Raw genomic sequence first — 18,510 nt, 5'->3', positions numbered from 1 at the left:
TCGACGCGCGGCATACCTAGCTAGCCGCCGAACGCCACGCGTTTGAAAATCACACCCAGAAAGAAAACCAACGCGATGGTCGCGAGGATGAATCCCAGGCGGCGATTCGCGGCACGTTGCTCGGGCGTCGGGTTTTTGTCTGGATTCGACATCGTTGTCCGGCAGTGCGCGAGGCCGGGGATGACCGGCCTCGCGACCCCTGCATTACTTGACTTGGGGCGGTTCTTCGAAGGTGTGGAACGGCGCCGGCGACGGCACGGTCCACTCCAGGCCTTCAGCGCCATCCCACGGCTTGTCGGCGGCCTTCTCGCCACCGCGGTACGACGGCAGCACCACGAAGAAGAAGAAATACACCTGCATCAGGCCGAAGCCCAGCGCACCGATCGACGCCACGGCGTTGAAGTCGGCGAACTGCTGCGGGTAGTCGGCATAGCGGCGCGGCATGCCAGCCAGGCCCAGGAAGTGCATCGGGAAGAACGTGAGGTTGAAGGTGATCATCGATCCCCAGAAGTGGATCTTGCCGCGCGTCTCGCTGTACATGTAGCCCGACCACTTCGGACCCCAGTAGTAGAAGCCTGCGAACAGCGCGAACAGCGAACCGGCCACCAGCACGTAGTGGAAGTGCGCCACCACGTAATACGTGTCCTGCAGCTGGATGTCGATCGGGGCCACGGCCAGGATCAGACCCGTGAAGCCGCCCACCGTAAACACGAAGATGAAGCCGATGGCGAACAGCATGGGCGTCTCGAACGTCATCGAGCCGCGCCACATGGTGGCCACCCAGTTGAAGATCTTCACGCCGGTCGGAACCGCGATCAGCATCGTTGCGTACATGAAGAACAGCTGGCCGGTCACGGGCATGCCGGTCGTGAACATGTGGTGGGCCCACACGATGAACGACAGGATGGCGATGGAAGCCGTGGCATACACCATCGAGCTGTAGCCAAACAGCGGCTTGCGCGCGAAGGCCGGCACGATCTGGCTGATGATGCCGAACGCCGGCAAGATCATGATGTACACCTCGGGGTGCCCGAAGAACCAGAAGATATGCTGGTACATCACCGGGTCACCACCGCCGGCAGCCGAGAAGAAGCTCGTGCCGAAGTGGCGGTCGGTCAGCACCATGGTGATCGCCCCTGCCAGCACCGGCATGACGGCAATCAGCAGGTACGCCGTGATCAGCCACGTCCAGCAGAACATCGGCATCTTCATCAGCGTCATGCCGGGCGCGCGCATGTTCAGGATGGTCACGATGATGTTGATCGCGCCCATGATCGACGATGCACCCATGATGTGGATCGCGAAGATCGCCATGTCCATGCCCGGGCCCATCTGCACCGACAGCGGCGCGTAGAGCGTCCAGCCGGCAGCCGTGGCGCCACCCGGTGCGAAGAACGAGCCCACGAGAAGCATTGCAGCAGGCGGCAGCAGCCAGAAGCTGAAGTTGTTCATCCGCGCGAACGCCATGTCGGACGCGCCAACCTGCAGCGGGATCATCCAGTTCGCAAAGCCCACGAAGGCCGGCATGATCGCGCCGAACACCATGATCAGGCCGTGCATCGTCGTGAACTGGTTGAACAGCTCGGGACGGAAGAACTGCAGACCCGGCTGGAACAGCTCGAGGCGGATCAACAAGGCCAACGTACCGCCCGAGAGCAGCATCGTGAAAGAGAACAGCAGGTACAGCGTACCAATGTCCTTGTGGTTGGTCGCAAACAGCCAACGGCGCCAGCCATGCGGGTGGTCGTGCGCATGGTCGTCTCCATGACCGTGCGCGTGATCTTGCGGGTGCGTAACAGCGGTGCTCATCGCAGAACTCCTTGGATTCGTTTCGTCACGCAGACGATCAATCAGCCAGCGGTGCGGTCTTGGGCCGCATTGGCTTGTTGGGCGGTTACCTTGCCAGTGGATTCAGCGGCCGCCGTCTTGGCGCCACCGCCTTCGGGCATCTTGCCGCCACGCGCATCCTTTACCTGCGTCGGCTGCAGCAGGTCACCCGTGTGGTTGCCCCAGTGATTGCGCTCGTACGTGATGACGGAGGCGATTTCCACATCGTTGAGTGCCGAAGCCCAGGGCGGCATCGCGTTCTTGCCGTGCAGCACAATGTTGACGTGGTCAGCCAGCGGGCCATTGGCAATCTTCGAGCCGTCAAGCGCCGGGAACGGACCACCGCCCTTGCCGTTAGGCTGGTGGCAGACCGCGCAATTCGAGGTGTAGACCTTCTCGCCGCGCGACTTGAGTTCTTCCAGCGTGTAGGTCTTGTTAGGGTCGTCCGCCTTGGCGGCCATTTCCTTCTTCTTGCCGTCGACCCATTTGGTGTAATCGTCCTGGGACAGTACGCGCACAACGATCGGCATGAACGCGTGCTCCTTGCCGCAAAGCTCTGCGCACTGACCTCGGTACACGCCGACCTTTTCGGCCTTGAACCAGGTGTCCCGCACGAAGCCCGGAATCGCATCCTGCTTCACGCCGAATGCCGGAATCATCCACGAGTGGATCACGTCGTTGGCAGTCGTGACGATACGCACCTTGCGATTGACCGGCACGACCAGTTCGTTGTCGACCTCGATCAGATAGGTATTGCTCTTCGGCGCCTGATTGTTGATCTGGTCGCGGGGGGTCGTCAGCGTAGAGAGGAACGAAATGCCCTCGCCTTCGCCCTTCAGATAGTCGTAACCCCACTTCCACTGGTAGCCGGTGGCCTTGATGGTGAGGTCGGAGTTGGTGGTGTCCTTCATTGCGACCACGGCCTTGGTGGCCGGCAGTGCCATCCCGATCACGATCAGGAACGGCACGATGGTCCAGATGATTTCAACCGTGGTGCTTTCGTGGAATGTCGCGGGCTTGTGACCGACTGACTTACGGTGCTTGAAAATGGAGTAGAACATCACCCCGAACACGCCGATGAAGATCACGATGCAGATGATCAGCATCATCCAGTGCAGCCAGTGGATCTCGGCGGCGATCTTGGTGACCGGGGGCGCGAGATTGAGTTGGCGCACTGCGGGGCCGCCCGGCATGTCTTCCACTGCCAGGGCCGTTTGACTGAGGGCGAGGAGGGAACCTGCCGCCAGCAAACTTGCCAATGTCTTATTCAACATTTTCATTTTTCGTTGTCCCACAATTTACAGATTCCACTCTGCCCCGGCGCGAGACTCACGGAACATGGGGTGGCGACCCAAGTCCCAAACACCGGGAAAGCTCGTCTGCGAGCCGCCGCCGCCCGGCAGGATCGAGATACCGTCCTATCCGAACGACGCGGCCGCTCGAACACAGCGCGACCTGCTCCCGCAGCGGTCCCTTCAGTTCAACGCGTACCCATCGTGCGTTGAACTCGTGGCATGCCTTCCGGCCTGCAGAGACCTGTTCCACCACCAACCTGTCCGCGTCCAGCCGGATGTGCTCGTAATCGGAGGCATGCCGGGCATGGTACAGCAACGCCCAGCCCAGGCATGCCACCTCGAGTCCGGAGAAAGGCAGCACAAACCACGCGCCCTGCCACGTAAAGAATGTAGCGATCGCGAACGAGAGAATGACAATCGAGAGGTAGAACCAGCCGACCTGGCGGGGTGAAAGCGAACAGTTTCGCTTCAAGAGCCAGTTCTTCCGCGGCGATTCCGGGATGGTGGAGGCGCCGCATGCTGGCTGGAGCGCGATTCCAATGTCCTGCATAGAACCACTCCTGCCTCGGATGCATACCCGGTCGGTTCGCCCGTGGCAAAAAACGGGAAAGGCCTTTGGGGGACTGCTGCGACAAACTGGCGCATTATAGGCACGGCCATTGACCCCAAACAAGGTGAAGCGCCTTTATGCAAGTCCCGGCTTGACAAGGTGGCGCCGATGCCGTTGCCGGGCCGAAATGCGCCTCAGGCGCGCGGTTTGCGTCCGATCTGATCAACCGGAATCATGGCGCGGCCGTGCTCGTCCAGCGCCTGACGCGGACTGGGTGCCAGCTTCCAGGCATGGCCGTAGACGACTTCGAAGGTCAGTGGAATCACACCGTCGGCGTTGCGCTGTGCGTCAAGCGCGTCGAATAGCCGCTGGCGCCAGCGCGGCGTGTGCAGGCCCGCGCCGGCCAGATTCCGGCCATCGTCATCCGTGAGGCCGGCCATGCCGCCCAGCAGGTGGACGTCGGCCAGCAGCGCCTGCGGCGACTCGTAAGTGATGGTGAGCTGTTCCATGTCCATCACGGGCGTGGACCAGCGGCCATGGACCAGCATGTCGCCAATGTCGTGCATGTCGACGAAGCGCAGCGTGTGAACGTCCCCGTCGATACCCGCCAGTGCACTGCGCAGTTCGCGCAGGGTGTCGGGACCGAACAGGCTGAACATCAGCAAACCGCCCTCGGCCGTAATACGGTGCCATTCCGGGAAGATCGCGTGCGGGGCGGGGTCCCAATGCAGCGCAAGGTTCGACCACAGCAGGTCAAACGAGGCGCTGGCAAACGGCAGGGCACGAAAATCGGCCTGAACGAAGTCGAACACGGGCCGTTTCTTGAGCAGCCGGCCAAGCCAGCCGGCATCGGTTCGCTGCGGATCAAGTTGCCGCGCCCGCGCCAGCATGGCGGCCGACCAGTCCACACCGCAGATCTGCGCGTCCGGGTACTGGGCTCGCAGCACCGCCAGCCCTTGCCCCAGGCCGCAGCCGATGTCTAGCGCACGCCCTGGCGCCATCTTGATGTAGGAGAGCCGGTCCTGCATCCGAGCCCCCACTTCGCGCAGCAGGAAATCCACGTCGGCAAAGCGCTTGGCGCGACGATCGAAGGCGCGCCGCAAAGCGGCAGGACGGGTGAGGATGGGATCGGACATCAGCAAGACAGGGCGGGAGCTGCGGCTCGCAAGTATACCGGCCGGTTGTTTTGGGCGTTGTCTGATGGCGCCAGTGCTGGAAACCGGCTTGGATAGTGGCTTTTTCCATGCCCCACTCCCGGTTGAATGCGTGGCTTCACGCCCGTCTGCGGCATCTGCTCCCGTGTGCCTGTGCGCTGTGCGGCGCGGTACAACAAGAGCTGGTGTGCGCAGGCTGTACGGAGGACCTCGCCCCTCTGCTGCATCGGCGCCGCTGCGTGCAGTGCGCCACCCCCCTCGAAGCGCGTCTGCGCGCCCGGCATTGCCCGACATGCCTGGCCGGCGCGCCAGATTACGACACTACGGTCGTCATCGCCGACTACACCTGGCCTCTGGACCATCTCATCACGGGATTGAAGTTTCGGGCCGAATTGCCGCTTGCGAGCTGGCTGGCAGCGCGCTTGAGCGACGTGCTCGTCGCCGCGCCTGGCCGCATGCCGGACCTGCTCCTGCCTGTGCCGCTCTCGGCAGCCCGCCTGCGCTCGCGCGGTTATAACCAGGCGTGGGAGATCACCCGCCGCTTGAGCAAGCGGCTTGGCATTCCTGCACATGCAGACGGGCTACGCCGGGTACGCGACAATCCAGCGCAAGTCACGCTGGACCGGGCGGAACGCTTGGCCAATCTGCGCGGCGCCTTTGAAGTAACAGACCCGGCACGCGTGGCGGGGCAGCACATCGGGGTCGTCGACGATGTCATGACCACGGGATCCACGCTCGGTGAAATCGCCACGCAACTCAAGCGCGCGGGCGCGGCATGCGTCACCAATGTGGTCGCCTTGCGTACGCCCTGACTGCATGCTTATGCGGCATTGTGTCGCAGGCTTGCCGGAAGGCTGTGGCGGGATGACAACCCTTTGCAATCTGGATAAGCTCGCCGCCCAAGCTCTCTTGCCGCCATCATGTTCAACGTCGTCCTCGTCGAGCCCGAAATCCCGCCGAACACCGGCAATGTGATCCGCCTGTGCGCAAACACCGGCGCACAGTTGCACCTGATCGAACCCCTGGGCTTTCCGCTCGAAGATGCCCGCATGCGACGCGCCGGTCTTGACTATCACGAGTACGCAACGATGCGCGTGCACGCCGACTGGGAGGCGTTTCTGCGCGACGCGCAACCGGATGCGGCACGCATGTTCGCACTGACCACGCGTGGCTCGACACCGTTCGCGAGCCTGGCGTTCCAGCCGGGCGACTGGTTTGTGTTCGGCTCGGAAACCCGTGGCCTCTCGGAAGCGCGCCGCGAATCCTTTCCGCCGTCGCAACGCATCCGCCTGCCGATGCGGCCCAACAACCGCAGCCTGAATCTGTCGAATACCGTGGCGGTCGTGGTCTTTGAAGCCTGGCGGCAACACGGGTTCGCAGGCGGCGCCTGAGCCGGATGCCGCCCGCCTCCAGCCGGACCACTTGTCCTAGCGGGCCGACTCCGACTTGGCGTCGCGCTGCAGCAGGCGCTCAACCGCACGCGCCGGCGCGAGGCCCTCGAACAGGACTTCGCACACCGTAAAGGTGATGGGCATGTCGACGCCCCTTGCGCGCGCCAACGCAGCAACAGCCCGAGCGCAGCGCACGCCCTCGGCAACGTGGCCGAGGCTGCGCAGGATGTCATCCAGCGTCCGGCCCTGGGCGAGCTGCATACCCACGGCGCGATTGCGCGAGAGATCACCGGTGGCGGTGAGGAGCAGGTCGCCCATGCCCGTCAGACCCATGAACGTTTCCGGACGGCCGCCGAGCGCCAGCCCCAGGCGCGTCATCTCCGCCAGACCGCGCGTGACGAGCGCAGCGCGCGCATTCAGGCCGAGTCCCAGGCCATCGGCCGCACCCGTCGCGATGGCCAGCACATTCTTGACCGCGCCACCGACCTCCACGCCGACAAGGTCGTCGCTCCCATAGACGCGCATCGCGTGATGGTGAAAGGCGCGCTGGGTGAGCTTGCACAGCGCCTCACTGGTGGAAGCGACCGTCATCGCGCACGGCAGCCCCTGCGCCACCTCCTTGGCAAAGCTCGGGCCCGAAAGCACGCCCACGGCCAGGTCGGTGCGACCGGTCTGCGCCAGCACCTCGGCGACGATGGCGTGCGGGAGCGCACCAGTCTCGGGATCGAAACCCTTGCACAGCCAGATCACGTTGCGCACACCGCTGTGCGCCGCAATCGCACGCGTCAGATCCGCGAGCCCGGCGACAGGCGAAGCAATGACGGCGAGCGCATCGTCTCCTGCGGCATGGTCGAGCGCTGATTGCAGGTTGGCATCGAACCGCAGCGGCGCCTGCAGCGCAATGCCGGGCAGATACGTCGCATTGACATGTGTGGCGGCCATCTGCGCGACGAGACTGTCGTCGCGGCCCCACAGCACGACATCGTGCGATTGCGCGGCATGGCTGGCCAGGGCGGTACCCCAGGCGCCGGCGCCCAGAACGGAAATTCGCATGCGCTTGTTCACTATCGATCAGACGAAAAAATGCCCGCGCAAGCGTGTGGCCGGCGCGGGCTTCTGGCGCAGGGCGCCTCGTGCTTAATGGGTCGCCTTCGAGCCGTCCGGCATCACCAGACCGCTACCGCCTGCGGCCTGTGCCTGCTCCATGGCGGCTGCCAGGCGCTGCTCGTACAGTGCCTGGAAGTTGATCTCGGCCAAGTGGATCGGCTGGAACCCGGCGCGACCGATGGTGTCGGCAATGTTCGAGCGCAGGTACGGGTACACGATGGTCGGGCAGGCGATGCCCAGCAGCGGGTCCATCTGCTCGGCCGGCACATTGCGGATATCGAAGATGCCCGCTTGCTTGGCTTCCACCAGGAACGCAACCTTCTCTTGCACCTTGGTCGTCACCGTGCCGATGACGGTCACTTCAAACACGCCTTCGGCCAGTTGCGAGGCGGAGACGTCCACCTGCACTTCCACCGTCGGCTGCTCTTGCTCGAGGAAGATGTGCGGCGAGTTCGGCTGCTCCAGCGACAGATCCTTCAGGTAGACGCGCTGAATGTTGAAGAATGGCTGGCCGTCCTGGCCCGGTTGCTGCTGTTGCTGGTCGCTCATGACTCGCCTTGGAAATAGGGGTGTGATCGGTGCGCTGCGGAACCTGCCCGGCGCGCGAAACGCGTATGGTACATGACGCAATCGGGCCCACCACGCGAGTCGGCCCAAAAGTCCAACGCCCGGTCGAAGCCGGGCGTTTTCATGGAGTGCCCTGCCGCGAAATCAGACGGCGAGCAGGGGCACCAGCCCACCTTCACGATCCAGTGCCGACAGATCGTCGAAGCCGCCGATGTGGCGATCGTCGATATAGATTTGCGGCACGGTACGGCGGTTGGTACGCGTCATCATCTCTTCGCGCTTGCCGGGTTCGCGGTCGATCAGGATCTTTTCAATCTGCTCGACACCGCGCTGCTTCAGGAGTTTTTCCGCTGCCACGCAATAAGGGCAGACGGTGGTGCTGTACATGACCACGTGCGCCATACATCAATCCTCGCTGTCTTATTTGACGACCGGAAGACCGGCCTGCTGCCAGGCGGCCAATCCACCTTCGAGCGAATAGACCTCACTGTAACCGGCCCGCTTCAGGACCGCTTGAGCCCGCCCGGCACGCTGGCCGGTCTGGCACACGAGGATGATGGGGGTCTCTTTATTCTTTGCAAGGCTGCCGGCCTTGCCTTCCAGTTCACCAAGCGGTGCATGCTTGGCTTGCGGCAAATGACCGGCGGCGTATTCGCCGCTTTCACGCACGTCCACCACGATGGCATTGCGGCGGTTGATGAGCTGGGTTGCCGCGGAGGCGCTCAGCTTGGCGCCACCGCCGCCCGCAATGCGGCGCTGGACGGACGACCAGACCAGCAGCCCGCCCGAAACGATAGCGACGGCAAGCAGTGCAAGGTTGTTGTAATCGGCGAAGAACTTCACGGTATCGGTTTCCTGGAGGAGTCGGGCTGGCGTCATCCGAACGGTTCGGGCGCCTCGCGCCGGCGGCATTATAAAATAGTCGGTTTCGACGGCCACACGATAAAGCCTCCACACATCGGCGCAGGCCCGGCACGCAGTTTTTCTCACTTCTCATCATGGCAGTCATGCATAAGCTCGTCCTTATCCGCCACGGCGAATCAACGTGGAACCTGGAGAACCGCTTTACTGGCTGGGTCGACGTCGACCTGACCGACACGGGCATCGCCCAGGCCCGGCAAGGCGGCCGCCTGCTGCGCGAGGCCGGCTTTACGTTCGACCTGGCCTACACCTCGGTGCTCAAGCGCGCGATCCGCACGCTGTGGCACGTGCAGGATGAAATGGATCTGATGTGGATCCCGACACGCAACGAATGGCGCCTGAACGAGCGCCACTACGGCGCGCTGTCGGGCCTGAACAAGGCCGAAACCGCCGCGCAATATGGCGACGAGCAGGTCCTGATCTGGCGTCGCAGCTACGATACGCCGCCGCCCGCCCTCGAGCCCGGCGCCACGAACGACGTCTTCGGCAATCCGCGCTACGCGGGCCTGACGCGCGAACAGGTGCCTCTGAGCGAATGCCTCAAGGACACCGTCGCGCGCGTGTTGCCGCTGTGGGACGAGTCGATTGCCCCCGCCATCCGGAGCGGCAAGCGTGTTGTAATTGCCGCGCACGGCAACAGCATCCGCGCCTTGGTGAAGTACCTGGACGGCATTTCGGACGCTGACATCGTCGGCTTGAACATTCCGAATGGCACGCCGCTGGTGTATGAACTGGACGCCAACCTCAAGCCGATCCGCCATTACTACCTGGGCGATCAGGATGCGATTGCCGCGTCGCTTGCGGCAGTGGCCAGCCAGGGCAAGTCGAAATAAGCCGTAACGAGGCGCTGGGCACTCCAACACCTTTATACTGTCGAAGCCTGTTACCCGGGATGTGCGCGAGCTATCCCGGGTCAAGTTTATCTACCGTTTCCACGTCTGCCCTCGACACATGCGAACTTCGCTCAAGAACATCAGCTTGATCGCCATTGGCCTCGTTACCGGGGTTCTGGCGACGCTCCAGCTCTCCGCCACCGCGCAGAACGCGACGGTAGGGCCGCTACCGCTGGAAAAGCTCCGCCTGATGGCCGACATCTTTGGTCAGATCAAGCGCGAATACGTCGAGCCGGTGGACGACGACAAGCTCCTCACCGAAGCCATCAAGGGCATGGTCGCCAGCCTTGATCCCCACTCGGCGTATCTCGACAAGAAAGACTTCCAGGAACTGCAGGAAGGCACCCAGGGCCGCTTCGCCGGTCTGGGCATCGAGATTTCTCAGGAGGATGGCCTGGTCAAGGTCATCAACCCGATTGAGGACACCCCAGCCTTCCGCGCCGGCGTGCAGCCCGGCGACCTGATCACCCGCATCGACGACAAGCCCGTGCGGGGCATGCCGCTGGAGCAAGCCGTCAAGCGCATGCGCGGCGCGCCCGGAACCAAGGTCACGCTCACCATCTATCGCAAGAAGGAAGAGCGTACGTTCCCCGTGACGATCACGCGCGCCGAGATCCAGGTGCAGTCGGTCAAGGCAAAGATGCTCGGTGACGACCTCGCCTGGGTTCGGATCACCAGCTTCCAGGAACGCACCGTTCCGGATCTGGCCAAGAAGCTGAACGACCTGGCGCATCAGGACGGCCATCTGAAGGGGCTGATCCTCGATCTGCGCAACAACGGCGGCGGCGTCCTGCAAGCTGCGGTGGGCGTGGCGGCCGCCTTCCTGCCGCCTGACGTCACGGTGGTCTCGACCAACGGCCAGGTGCCGGACGCCAAGCGCACCTACAAGGCGACGTTCGCCAACTACCGCTTGAGCAACTTCGACTCCGACCCGCTCGTCGGCCTGGATCCGGAATTCAAGACGGTGCCGATCATCGTGCTGACCAACGCCTATACCGCGTCCGCATCGGAAATCGTGGCCGGCGCGCTGCAAGACCATCACCGTGCCAAGACGATGGGCAAGACGACCTTCGGCAAGGGCTCGGTGCAGACGGTGCGGCCGCTGTCCAACGATACCGGCATCAAGCTGACGATCGCCTACTACTACACGCCGTCGGGCAAGTCGATCCAGGCCAAGGGTATCCGGCCGGATATCCCGGTTGACCAAAATCCGGACGGTGACCCGGATGACGCGCTGATCACTCGCGAAATCGACACCGAGCGCCACCTGCATAACAAGCAGGAATCGGAAGTCGCAGAGATGAACGAGCGCGAAAAGCGCCGCATCGAAGAACTGCGCCGCCTGGAAGAAGAAAACGCCAAGAAGACGCCGGAACAGCGGGAAAAGGAACGCAACAAGAAGCCCATCGAATTCGGCTCGACCGACGACTTCATGCTGCAGCAGGCCATTGCCGACCTGAAGGGTCTGCCGGTCAAGCGGTCGAAATCGGTGCTGGAGACCGCGGCAGCGGCGGTGCCTGACAAAGCCGTGAAGTCGTCGGCGGCCAAGTCGTCAAGCGCGCCCGCCAAGCTCCCCAAGGGCAAGGCCGCGCCGGCTTCCGAACCGGCCACACCGAAGGCGCCGGCAGGCCCGGCCAGCGGTGTGCAGCCCGTGCCTGAGCCGACTGGCGCCCGCTGATCCACACATCGGCCAAGACTGGCAAACTTACGAGGCCGTGCTTTGCACGGCCTTTTTCATTGCACCCCCCCATGAACGACGAACAACTGTTGCGCTATTCGCGCCATATCCTGCTCGACGAAATCGGCATCGAGGGGCAGACACGCCTGCTGGACGCGCACGCGCTGGTCATCGGCGCGGGGGGGCTGGGCGCAGCTGCCCTGCCCTACCTGGCGGCGGCGGGTGTCGGTACGCTCACCATCGTCGACGACGACACGGTGGACCTTACCAACCTGCAGCGCCAGATCCTGCATACGACAGCGTCGGTTGGACGCCCGAAGGTCGAATCGGCGCAGGCGGCGATCGCGCGGCTGAACCCAGACGTCCGCGTCAACGCCCTGCAGCACCGGCTCAATGCCGACGACTTCGGCGCACTGCTTCAGGATGTCAGCGTCGTGCTGGATTGCTCGGACAACTTCCCGACGCGCCAGGCTGCCAATCGTGCCTGCGTACGCGCGGGCGTGCCGCTGGTATCGGGCGCGGCGATCCGCTTCGACGGACAGATCAGCGTGTTCGACACCAGGGCTGGCGGCCCGTGCTACGCCTGCCTGTTTCCGCCGGATGAGGCCGTGCCCGATGTGGCGTGTGCGACGATGGGCGTCTTCTCACCGCTCGTCGGCATGGTCGGCACGGTGCAGGCTGCGGAGGCGCTCAAACTGATTGCCGGTATCGGACGTTCGCTCACCGGACGCCTGCTGATGCTGGACGGTTTGTCGATGGAATGGACGACGATGCGCGTGGCGCGTCAGGCAACGTGCCCGGTTTGCGGCGACGCCCACTGAATACGGCGAACCACCACAACAAAAAAGGAGGCCGAGGCCTCCTTCTTTTTTACCGGCTGACAGGCTCACTCGCCCGCGGGCTCCATCTGCGATTGCAGATAGTTCTGGATACCGACCTTGTCGATCAGCTCCAGCTGTGTCTCCAGCCAGTCGATATGCTCTTCGGTGTCGTCCAGGATATCGACGAGGATTTCGCGGCTGACATAATCCTTGACCGATTCACAGTAAGCGATGCCCTCAACCACCGTACCGTGCGCAGCGCGCTCGAGCTTGAGATCGCATTCGATGATCTCCTTGGTGTCCTGGCCGATGAAGAGCTTACCGAGGTCTTGCAGGTTGGGCAGGCCATCGAGCATCAGGATGCGCTCGATCAGTCTGTCGGCGTGCTTCATCTCGCCGATGGACTCCTTGTACTCGTGGTCCCCAATGCGCTTGAGTCCCCAATGGCCATACATGCGCGCGTGGAGGAAATACTGGTTGATGGCGGTCAGCTCGTTTTTGAGCTGGGCGTTCAGATACTGGATGACCTTCTTATCGCCTTTCATTCTCGGGGCTCCTGCTGGTAAGGGACGCACGCACGCGTCCGTTCAAGGCGAGCCCTGGACCTGACCGAGCGACCTCTGCCATCAGGACCGCAGGTCCGGGCGGCAAATCGCGGCGATCAAGAAAGGGGGACGGGAAGGGTCAGGCAGCCAAGACGCTGGCCGAGACGGCTTGGTCGTTGGCAACGGGCTCGTCGCGACGCTCGATTATGGCATGCGTGCCGGCGTGGCCCAACACGTGGTCGACAGGGATGCAACTCACGGCCTCGGCGAGCACCTGCCTGGCGCAGTCCCGACATTGCCCGCAGCACGTGCCGACGCCCAGCGTCTCGGCGAGCTCATCCAGCGTGGACACACCCAGGCGGGCGGCGCCATGGATTTCGCGGTCGGTCACTTGATTGCAGATGCACACGTACACGGCATTCCTCCAGCAACGCTCAGAACGCGCTGCCAGATCAGAATAACAGAGAATGGTAATGAGAACAATTCTTGTTCGACACCATATTGGGGGAAGGGGCATGCGGGTGCCGACGAGCCGTCCTTCCCTAGAAAGACGTGCAACTTCAATCACTTAGGTCGACCGCGCGGGGTAGCCTAGCGATGCGCCGACGCAACGGCCGGCGTGCAAGGCGTACGCAGATTACGCGCGGGCGAGCGCGCCGAGAGCGTCCTGGATGTCAGCCGGTTCACAAGCGTGCAGCAGACGATCGACCTCTCGCATCAGCCGCGGGCGGTCCGCCCGCAGAATCTCCTGCTTGACCCGCAGCAGTTGCGACGGATGCATCGAAAACTCGGTCAGCCCCATGCCGATGAGCAGGCGTGTCATGGTTGCATCACCGGCCATTTCGCCGCATACCGACACCGGCTTGCCAGCCTGGAGCCCTTCGCGAATGGTGCGTGCAATCAACTGCAGCACGGCCGGATGCAGCGGGTCGTACAGATGCGCCACCGCGTTGTCGGCGCGGTCGATGGCGAGCGTGTACTGGATCAGGTCGTTGGTGCCGATGGAGAAGAAATCCATGCGGCGCAGAAATACGGGCAGGATCAGCACGGCGGCCGGAATTTCGATCATGGCGCCGACCTTGATGCCTGGGTCGTAGGCCAGCCCGTCTTCATCGAGCGACGCCTTGGCGCGCGCGAGCAGCTCAAGCGTCTGATCAATCTCGCGGGCGTGCGCAAGCATCGGCACGAGAATCTTCACGGGCCCGAAGGCCGAGGCGCGCAGCAGCGCGCGCAATTGCGTGAGGAACATCGCCGGCTCCGACAGCGACCAGCGGATGGCGCGCAGCCCGAGCGCCGGGTTCGGCGCGGTTTCGAACACGTCGTCGCGGATATCGAGCGGCTTGTCCGCGCCGATGTCGATGGTCCGGATGGTGACCGGCAGACCCATCATCGATTCGACCGCAGTGCGGTACGCGCGGAACTGCTCGTCCTCATCCGGCAGCGCGCCGCGCCGGTTCATGAAGAGAAACTCCGAGCGGAACAAGCCAACGCCGACTGCGCCAGCCTTCACGGCAGCCGCCGCATCCTCGGGCATCTCGATATTGGCCAGCAGATCAATCTGCGTGCCGTCGAGGGTGACGGTCGGCGTGTGGCGCAGGCGCTCGAGGCGCTTCTTCTGCAGCTCGCTTTCGCTGCGGCGATGGCGGTATTCCTCGAGGATGGCGGCGTTCGGATCGACAATCACGATACCGTTATCGCCATCGATGATGATGATGTCGTCCTGGCGGATCAACGTGCTCGCGTTATGCACGCCAACCGCTGCTGGAATGTCGAGACTGCGCGCGACGATGGCGGTGTGCGACGTGCGTCCGCCCAGATCCGTCACAAAACCGGCGAAGGTCTGGTCACGGAACTGCAGCATATCGGCGGGCGCAATGTCATGCGCAACGACGATCATGCCGGCGTCCGGGTCGCAGCCGACGGCCACCGGTGCAGGGGCCAACGCCGGCGCACCGGCCAGCACCTTCAGGATGCGTTCGACAACCTGTTCGATATCCGCCTTGCGCTCGCGCAGGTATTCATCCTCGATTTCACCAAACTGGCGGATCAACTCCTCGAGCTGGGTGGTCAACGCCCACTCGGCGTTGTAGCGGCGCTGGCGGATGAGGGTCTCGGGGACCTGCGACAGCAGCGGATCATCGAGAATCATCGCATGCACGTCGAGAAAAGCGCCCATCTCTTCCGGGGCGTCGACGGGCAGATCACGCTTGAGCCCGGCCAGCTCGGCGCGCACAGCAGCGCGGGCTTTGCGCAAGCGCTCGACCTCGGCGTCGAGCTTGTCCTCGTCGACCAGGTAGTGCGACACGTCCAGCGCCGCACGTGCCAGCATGTGCGCGCGGCCGATGGCAATACCACGTGAAACCGGGATGCCGTGCAGGGTGAAGGGCATAAAAGGCGCTGGCTGAAAACGGCGGTGGGCTCAGGCGTTACTCGCCTTCACCGAAGCGGTCATTGATGAGGGCAACCAGGCCATCCATGGCGTCCTGCTCGTCGGGGCCGTCGATCTCCAGCGTGACGGTTGAGCCGATGCCGGCGGCCAACATCATCACCCCCATGATGCTCTTGGCATCGACCTGGCGGCCGTTGCGCGACATCTTGATGTGGCTGTCGAACTTGCTGGCGAGCTGCGTGAGTTTGGCCGAGGCTCGGGCATGCAAGCCGAGCTTATTGATGATGGTGATATCCCTCTGCAGCATATTTGTCCGGATGGTTGGCAACCTGGTTCTGAACGGCTGTCGAGCCGACCTGCAGTACGCCCTGCGAGCCGCCGGCCAACGCCTTGGCTGCAAGCTGGTCCAGCTTTTCGGTGCGGTAGCAGATGGCACGCACCAGCATCGGCAGATTCACGCCGGCCAGCACGCGCACACGGCCGGGATCGGCCAGGCGCGACGCGATGTTTGCGGGCGTCGCCCCGAAGATATCGGTGAGCACCAGCGCGCCGTTGCCCTCGACAAGCTCGGCGAGCTTGGCGCGCGCCTGGGCCAGCACGGCAGCTGGGTCAACATCGGGCAGGACGTCGATCGCATCCAGCCGTTCAGGCTGGCCGCAATACACGTGTGCAGCACAATCGCGCAATGCGCTCGCCAGCGGCGCATGCGCGATGATCAGAATCCCTGCCATGATCGAAAAGCGAATCAGTGTAGAACCGATTGTATCAGGGCCGTTTGCGCCACACGCCGCGGATAAGGCGAGACTCCCCCGAGCGGAGGACATCCGCAGGAGGGGGGGCTGCGCGTTCCTGCTAGGCGGGCTTCCGCCCCAGCACGCTCGTCTTGCCGACGGCGCGCTCCAGCGCATCGATGAACATCCCCGCCACATTGAAGCCGGTCTGCTGCGTGATTTCCTGGAAGCAGGTCGGGCTGGTGACGTTCACTTCGGTCAGGTAGTCGCCGATGACGTCCAGCCCGACCAGCAGCAAGCCGCGCTGCCACAGGACCGGCGCGAGTGCGTTTGCAATCACCTGATCACGCTCCGACAGCGGCTGTGCGCGGCCGGTGCCACCCGCTGCCAGGTTGCCGCGAACCTCACCGGCCATCGGCACGCGGGCCAGAGCGTGCGGGACAGGGGAACCGCCAATCAGGAGGATGCGTTTGTCGCCGTCCCGAATGGCGGGAATGTACTGCTGAGCCATGATCGTGCGCGCGCCGTTGTTGGTCAGCGTTTCGATCACGGCGCCGAGGTTCAGGCCATCCGGCCCTACACGGAAGATGCCCGTGCCGCCCATGCCGTCGAGCGGCTTGAAGATGACGTCGCCCTGCTCGGCGTGGAAATCGCGCAGGCGACGGGCATCACGCGACACAATGGTCGGCGCGGTGAACTCGCGAAATTGCGCGATGGCCAGCTTCTCGGAGTGATCACGAATCGCCTGGGGCTTGTTGAAGATGCGCGCGCCCTGCCGCTCGGCGATCTCCAGCAGCCACGTGCTGGTGACATATTCCATGTCGAACGGCGGGTCCTTGCGCATCAGCACGGCGTCGAAGCCCGTGAGCGGCAGCAGGCGCGGATCGCCGGCTCGGTACCAGTCGTACCCGTCCTCATTGCCGGTCAGCGCGATGGGCGTGGCGACGGTTTCCACCACATTGCCCGCCAGGGCGAGTTCCGATTGCAGGCAGGTGTAGATCGCGTAGCCGCGCGCAGCCGCCTCGCGCATCATCGCAAACGTGGAATCCTTGTAAATCTTGAACGTCGACAGCGGATCGACGATGAACAGGATGCGCATGGCGGCTCCGTCAGCAGCGTGGTACGGCGATCAGATCAGCGGGTTCGGGTCGGTCTTCTCGAGCTCGAGCGACGCGGCCAGCAAGGCCAGGCGCGCCACCACGCCATACATGTAGAAACGGTTTGGCTCGCCGGCGCCCGGCTTGGCGTGGCTGTCCGGCAGCGAATTCGACGCGAACGGCAGTGGCACGAAATGCATGCCCGGCGCATTCAGATTTTCATCGATGCCGCGGCCGGTGTGAACCCGGTAGAAGCCGCCCACCACGTAGCGATCGATCATGTAGACGACCGGCTCGGCCACGGCTTCGTTGATCTTCTCGAAGGTGTGCACACCTTCCTGCACGATCACCTCGGAGACCTCCAGCCCCTCCTTGACCACGCTCATCTTGTTGCGCTCCTTCCGGTTCAGGCCCTTGACCTCGGAAGGATCGCGCACCGTCATCACGCCCATGCCGTAGGTGCCGGCATCCGCCTTGACGACCACGTACGGGGTTTCGGTCACGCCATATTCCTTGTACTTCTTGGCGGTCTTCTTGAGCACGGTCTCCACTGCATGCGCGAGCTCTTCCTCGCCGGTGCGCTCGTGGAAATCCAGGCCCTTGCACTTGGTGAAGTACGGGTTGACCATCCACGGATCAATGTCGATCAGCTTGGCGAACTTCTTGGCCACTTCGTCGTATGCCGCGAAGTGATTGGTCTTGCGACGCTGCGACCACCCGGCGTGCAGCGGCGGCAGCAAGTATTGCTCGTGGATGTTCTCGAGGATGGGGGGGACACCCGCCGACAGATCGTTGTTCAACAGGATCGAGCACGGATCGAAGTCGTCCATGCCAACCCGGCGGCCCTTGGTCCCGATCCGCTTGATCGGTTCGACAACCAAGCGCTGACCGTCAGGCAGGTCAATTGGCGTCGGTTCCGTGATGTCCTCTGAAAGCGATCCGAGGCGCACATTCAAACCCGCCTGGCGCATGATCTGCGACAGCCGCGCCACGTTCTGCAGATAGAACATGTTGCGCGTGTGGCGCTCGGGAATCAGCAGCAGATTCTTCGCGTCCGGGCAGATCTTCTCGATGGCGGCCATTGCGGCCTGCACGGCCAGCGGCAACATCTCGGGGGCGAGATTGTTGAAGCCCCCGGGGAAGAGATTCGTGTCGACCGGCGCCAGCTTGAAACCGGCGTTGCGCAGGTCCACCGAACAGTAGAACGGCGGTGTGTGCTCCTGCCATTCGAGGCGGAACCACCGTTCGATTGCGGGCGTGGCGTCAAGAATCTTCTGCTCGAGCTCCAGCAGCGGCCCGTTCAGCGCGGTGATCAAGTGCGGAACCATACCCTTCCTATTGATGTTATTTATCGCCCGGTCCGATTGTAGAGGAACAGGCAATAGCTTGCAGACGACAGCGGGCTATCGATATGCGGTCGCTGGCCGATTTCGCAAGGGCGGAGAAGGAGATGTGTGCGGCGATGCACCGATTCGCACAAAAACTGCGGATAAAAAAAAGCGCGGGGCTGCCGCGCTTGGGGAATAGCCTGACAGATACGGGGA

Annotated in this window: 21 protein-coding genes; 5 read left to right on the top strand and 16 right to left on the bottom strand. The window is 63.5% G+C overall.

What is annotated here, in order from left to right:
• Positions 1–20: 20 nt before the first annotated feature.
• The 5 genes from R2N03_RS16050 to R2N03_RS16030 form a co-directional block, all read right to left on the bottom strand.
• The gene (locus R2N03_RS16050; RefSeq protein WP_316658697.1) at positions 21–152 is read right to left on the bottom strand and encodes a cytochrome oxidase small assembly protein; all 132 of its coding nucleotides are present in this window, start codon (positions 150–152) and stop codon (positions 21–23) included.
• A gap of 52 nt (positions 153–204) precedes the next feature.
• The gene (ctaD, locus tag R2N03_RS16045) at positions 205–1,809 is read right to left on the bottom strand and encodes a cytochrome c oxidase subunit I (RefSeq protein WP_316658696.1); all 1,605 of its coding nucleotides are present in this window, start codon (positions 1,807–1,809) and stop codon (positions 205–207) included.
• Positions 1,810–1,850: 41 nt separating this feature from the next.
• On the bottom strand, positions 1,851–3,107 hold the full coding sequence (gene coxB / locus R2N03_RS16040; protein WP_316658694.1) for a cytochrome c oxidase subunit II: 1,257 nt from the start codon (positions 3,105–3,107) through the stop codon (positions 1,851–1,853).
• Between the two features lie 49 nt (positions 3,108–3,156).
• Positions 3,157–3,672, bottom strand: coding sequence for a DUF2244 domain-containing protein (locus R2N03_RS16035; protein ID WP_316658692.1), 516 nt, complete (start codon positions 3,670–3,672; stop codon positions 3,157–3,159).
• Between the two features lie 194 nt (positions 3,673–3,866).
• Entirely contained in the window at positions 3,867–4,808 is a 942-nt protein-coding gene (locus R2N03_RS16030; protein WP_316658691.1) for a methyltransferase domain-containing protein, read from the bottom strand.
• A 107-nt stretch (positions 4,809–4,915) separates the two neighbouring features.
• On the opposite strand from R2N03_RS16030, the gene R2N03_RS16025 reads away from it, so the two are divergent.
• A complete protein-coding gene (locus R2N03_RS16025) occupies positions 4,916–5,638 on the top strand; it encodes a phosphoribosyltransferase family protein (RefSeq protein WP_316658690.1) in 723 nt (240 codons plus the stop codon).
• A gap of 108 nt (positions 5,639–5,746) precedes the next feature.
• The gene (trmL, locus tag R2N03_RS16020) at positions 5,747–6,217 is read left to right on the top strand and encodes a tRNA (uridine(34)/cytosine(34)/5-carboxymethylaminomethyluridine(34)-2'-O)-methyltransferase TrmL (RefSeq protein ID WP_316658688.1); all 471 of its coding nucleotides are present in this window, start codon (positions 5,747–5,749) and stop codon (positions 6,215–6,217) included.
• Positions 6,218–6,253: 36 nt separating this feature from the next.
• Here trmL and R2N03_RS16015 read toward each other — a convergent pair whose 3' ends face one another.
• The 4 genes from R2N03_RS16015 to R2N03_RS16000 all read right to left on the bottom strand — a co-directional run bounded on the left by R2N03_RS16015 (position 6,254) and on the right by R2N03_RS16000 (position 8,734).
• Positions 6,254–7,270: an NAD(P)H-dependent glycerol-3-phosphate dehydrogenase gene (locus tag R2N03_RS16015; RefSeq protein ID WP_316658687.1), complete on the bottom strand. Its 1,017-nt coding sequence runs from the start codon at positions 7,268–7,270 to the stop codon at positions 6,254–6,256.
• Between the two features lie 84 nt (positions 7,271–7,354).
• Positions 7,355–7,873 (bottom strand): protein-export chaperone SecB, encoded by a 519-nt coding sequence (secB, locus tag R2N03_RS16010; RefSeq protein ID WP_316658685.1) that lies wholly within the window; start codon positions 7,871–7,873, stop codon positions 7,355–7,357.
• A gap of 162 nt (positions 7,874–8,035) precedes the next feature.
• Positions 8,036–8,293: a glutaredoxin 3 gene (gene grxC / locus R2N03_RS16005; protein WP_316658684.1), complete on the bottom strand. Its 258-nt coding sequence runs from the start codon at positions 8,291–8,293 to the stop codon at positions 8,036–8,038.
• Between the two features lie 18 nt (positions 8,294–8,311).
• Positions 8,312–8,734 (bottom strand): rhodanese-like domain-containing protein, encoded by a 423-nt coding sequence (locus R2N03_RS16000; protein ID WP_316658683.1) that lies wholly within the window; start codon positions 8,732–8,734, stop codon positions 8,312–8,314.
• A gap of 164 nt (positions 8,735–8,898) precedes the next feature.
• On the opposite strand from R2N03_RS16000, the gene gpmA reads away from it, so the two are divergent.
• From gpmA to R2N03_RS15985, 3 genes are all read left to right on the top strand, one after another.
• Entirely contained in the window at positions 8,899–9,645 is a 747-nt protein-coding gene (gpmA, locus tag R2N03_RS15995; protein WP_316658681.1) for a 2,3-diphosphoglycerate-dependent phosphoglycerate mutase, read from the top strand.
• A 118-nt stretch (positions 9,646–9,763) separates the two neighbouring features.
• Positions 9,764–11,383, top strand: a complete 1,620-nt coding sequence (locus tag R2N03_RS15990) for a S41 family peptidase (protein WP_316658680.1) — start codon at positions 9,764–9,766, stop codon at positions 11,381–11,383.
• A 71-nt stretch (positions 11,384–11,454) separates the two neighbouring features.
• Positions 11,455–12,204 (top strand): HesA/MoeB/ThiF family protein, encoded by a 750-nt coding sequence (locus R2N03_RS15985; RefSeq protein WP_316658678.1) that lies wholly within the window; start codon positions 11,455–11,457, stop codon positions 12,202–12,204.
• 65 nt (positions 12,205–12,269) lie between these two features.
• On the opposite strand, the gene bfr is transcribed toward R2N03_RS15985, so the two are convergent.
• The 7 genes from bfr to gshA all read right to left on the bottom strand — a co-directional run bounded on the left by bfr (position 12,270) and on the right by gshA (position 18,294).
• The gene (gene bfr / locus R2N03_RS15980) at positions 12,270–12,749 is read right to left on the bottom strand and encodes a bacterioferritin (protein ID WP_316658677.1); all 480 of its coding nucleotides are present in this window, start codon (positions 12,747–12,749) and stop codon (positions 12,270–12,272) included.
• A 139-nt stretch (positions 12,750–12,888) separates the two neighbouring features.
• The gene (locus R2N03_RS15975) at positions 12,889–13,164 is read right to left on the bottom strand and encodes a (2Fe-2S)-binding protein (protein WP_316658676.1); all 276 of its coding nucleotides are present in this window, start codon (positions 13,162–13,164) and stop codon (positions 12,889–12,891) included.
• Between the two features lie 222 nt (positions 13,165–13,386).
• Positions 13,387–15,138 (bottom strand): phosphoenolpyruvate--protein phosphotransferase, encoded by a 1,752-nt coding sequence (ptsP, locus tag R2N03_RS15970; protein ID WP_316658674.1) that lies wholly within the window; start codon positions 15,136–15,138, stop codon positions 13,387–13,389.
• 37 nt (positions 15,139–15,175) lie between these two features.
• Positions 15,176–15,445, bottom strand: a complete 270-nt coding sequence (locus tag R2N03_RS15965; RefSeq protein WP_316658673.1) for an HPr family phosphocarrier protein — start codon at positions 15,443–15,445, stop codon at positions 15,176–15,178.
• Entirely contained in the window at positions 15,414–15,869 is a 456-nt protein-coding gene (locus R2N03_RS15960) for a PTS sugar transporter subunit IIA (protein WP_316658672.1), read from the bottom strand. Before R2N03_RS15960 ends, R2N03_RS15965 begins: the two co-directional genes overlap by 32 nt.
• A gap of 121 nt (positions 15,870–15,990) precedes the next feature.
• Complete coding sequence (gshB, locus tag R2N03_RS15955; RefSeq protein WP_316658671.1) at positions 15,991–16,968, bottom strand: glutathione synthase; 978 nt, start codon at positions 16,966–16,968, stop codon at positions 15,991–15,993.
• A gap of 30 nt (positions 16,969–16,998) precedes the next feature.
• Positions 16,999–18,294, bottom strand: a complete 1,296-nt coding sequence (gene gshA / locus R2N03_RS15950) for a glutamate--cysteine ligase (RefSeq protein WP_316658670.1) — start codon at positions 18,292–18,294, stop codon at positions 16,999–17,001.
• Positions 18,295–18,510 lie beyond the last annotated feature (216 nt).

The sequence above is a fragment of the Ralstonia condita genome (assembly GCF_958405655.1).
In the GTDB taxonomy this organism is placed as follows: domain Bacteria; phylum Pseudomonadota; class Gammaproteobacteria; order Burkholderiales; family Burkholderiaceae; genus Ralstonia; species Ralstonia condita.
This window is presented reverse-complemented; position numbering and strand designations above follow the sequence as displayed.

Excerpts from the sequence above, each read along its gene's own strand:
- R2N03_RS16050 (WP_316658697.1), bottom strand. The coding sequence starts at position 152 with ATGTCGAATCCAGACAAAAACCCGACGCCCGAGCAACGTGCCGCGAAT.
- ctaD (WP_316658696.1), bottom strand. The coding sequence starts at position 1,809 with ATGAGCACCGCTGTTACGCACCCGCAAGATCACGCGCACGGTCATGGA.
- coxB (WP_316658694.1), bottom strand. The coding sequence starts at position 3,107 with ATGAAAATGTTGAATAAGACATTGGCAAGTTTGCTGGCGGCAGGTTCC.
- R2N03_RS16035 (WP_316658692.1), bottom strand. The coding sequence starts at position 3,672 with ATGCAGGACATTGGAATCGCGCTCCAGCCAGCATGCGGCGCCTCCACC.
- R2N03_RS16030 (WP_316658691.1), bottom strand. The coding sequence starts at position 4,808 with ATGTCCGATCCCATCCTCACCCGTCCTGCCGCTTTGCGGCGCGCCTTC.
- R2N03_RS16025 (WP_316658690.1), top strand. The coding sequence starts at position 4,916 with ATGCCCCACTCCCGGTTGAATGCGTGGCTTCACGCCCGTCTGCGGCAT.
- trmL (WP_316658688.1), top strand. The coding sequence starts at position 5,747 with ATGTTCAACGTCGTCCTCGTCGAGCCCGAAATCCCGCCGAACACCGGC.
- R2N03_RS16015 (WP_316658687.1), bottom strand. The coding sequence starts at position 7,270 with ATGCGAATTTCCGTTCTGGGCGCCGGCGCCTGGGGTACCGCCCTGGCC.
- secB (WP_316658685.1), bottom strand. The coding sequence starts at position 7,873 with ATGAGCGACCAGCAACAGCAGCAACCGGGCCAGGACGGCCAGCCATTC.
- grxC (WP_316658684.1), bottom strand. The coding sequence starts at position 8,293 with ATGGCGCACGTGGTCATGTACAGCACCACCGTCTGCCCTTATTGCGTG.
- gpmA (WP_316658681.1), top strand. The coding sequence starts at position 8,899 with ATGCATAAGCTCGTCCTTATCCGCCACGGCGAATCAACGTGGAACCTG.
- R2N03_RS15990 (WP_316658680.1), top strand. The coding sequence starts at position 9,764 with ATGCGAACTTCGCTCAAGAACATCAGCTTGATCGCCATTGGCCTCGTT.
- R2N03_RS15985 (WP_316658678.1), top strand. The coding sequence starts at position 11,455 with ATGAACGACGAACAACTGTTGCGCTATTCGCGCCATATCCTGCTCGAC.
- bfr (WP_316658677.1), bottom strand. The coding sequence starts at position 12,749 with ATGAAAGGCGATAAGAAGGTCATCCAGTATCTGAACGCCCAGCTCAAA.
- ptsP (WP_316658674.1), bottom strand. The coding sequence starts at position 15,138 with ATGCCCTTCACCCTGCACGGCATCCCGGTTTCACGTGGTATTGCCATC.
- R2N03_RS15965 (WP_316658673.1), bottom strand. The coding sequence starts at position 15,445 with ATGCTGCAGAGGGATATCACCATCATCAATAAGCTCGGCTTGCATGCC.
- R2N03_RS15960 (WP_316658672.1), bottom strand. The coding sequence starts at position 15,869 with ATGGCAGGGATTCTGATCATCGCGCATGCGCCGCTGGCGAGCGCATTG.
- gshB (WP_316658671.1), bottom strand. The coding sequence starts at position 16,968 with ATGCGCATCCTGTTCATCGTCGATCCGCTGTCGACGTTCAAGATTTAC.
- gshA (WP_316658670.1), bottom strand. The coding sequence starts at position 18,294 with ATGGTTCCGCACTTGATCACCGCGCTGAACGGGCCGCTGCTGGAGCTC.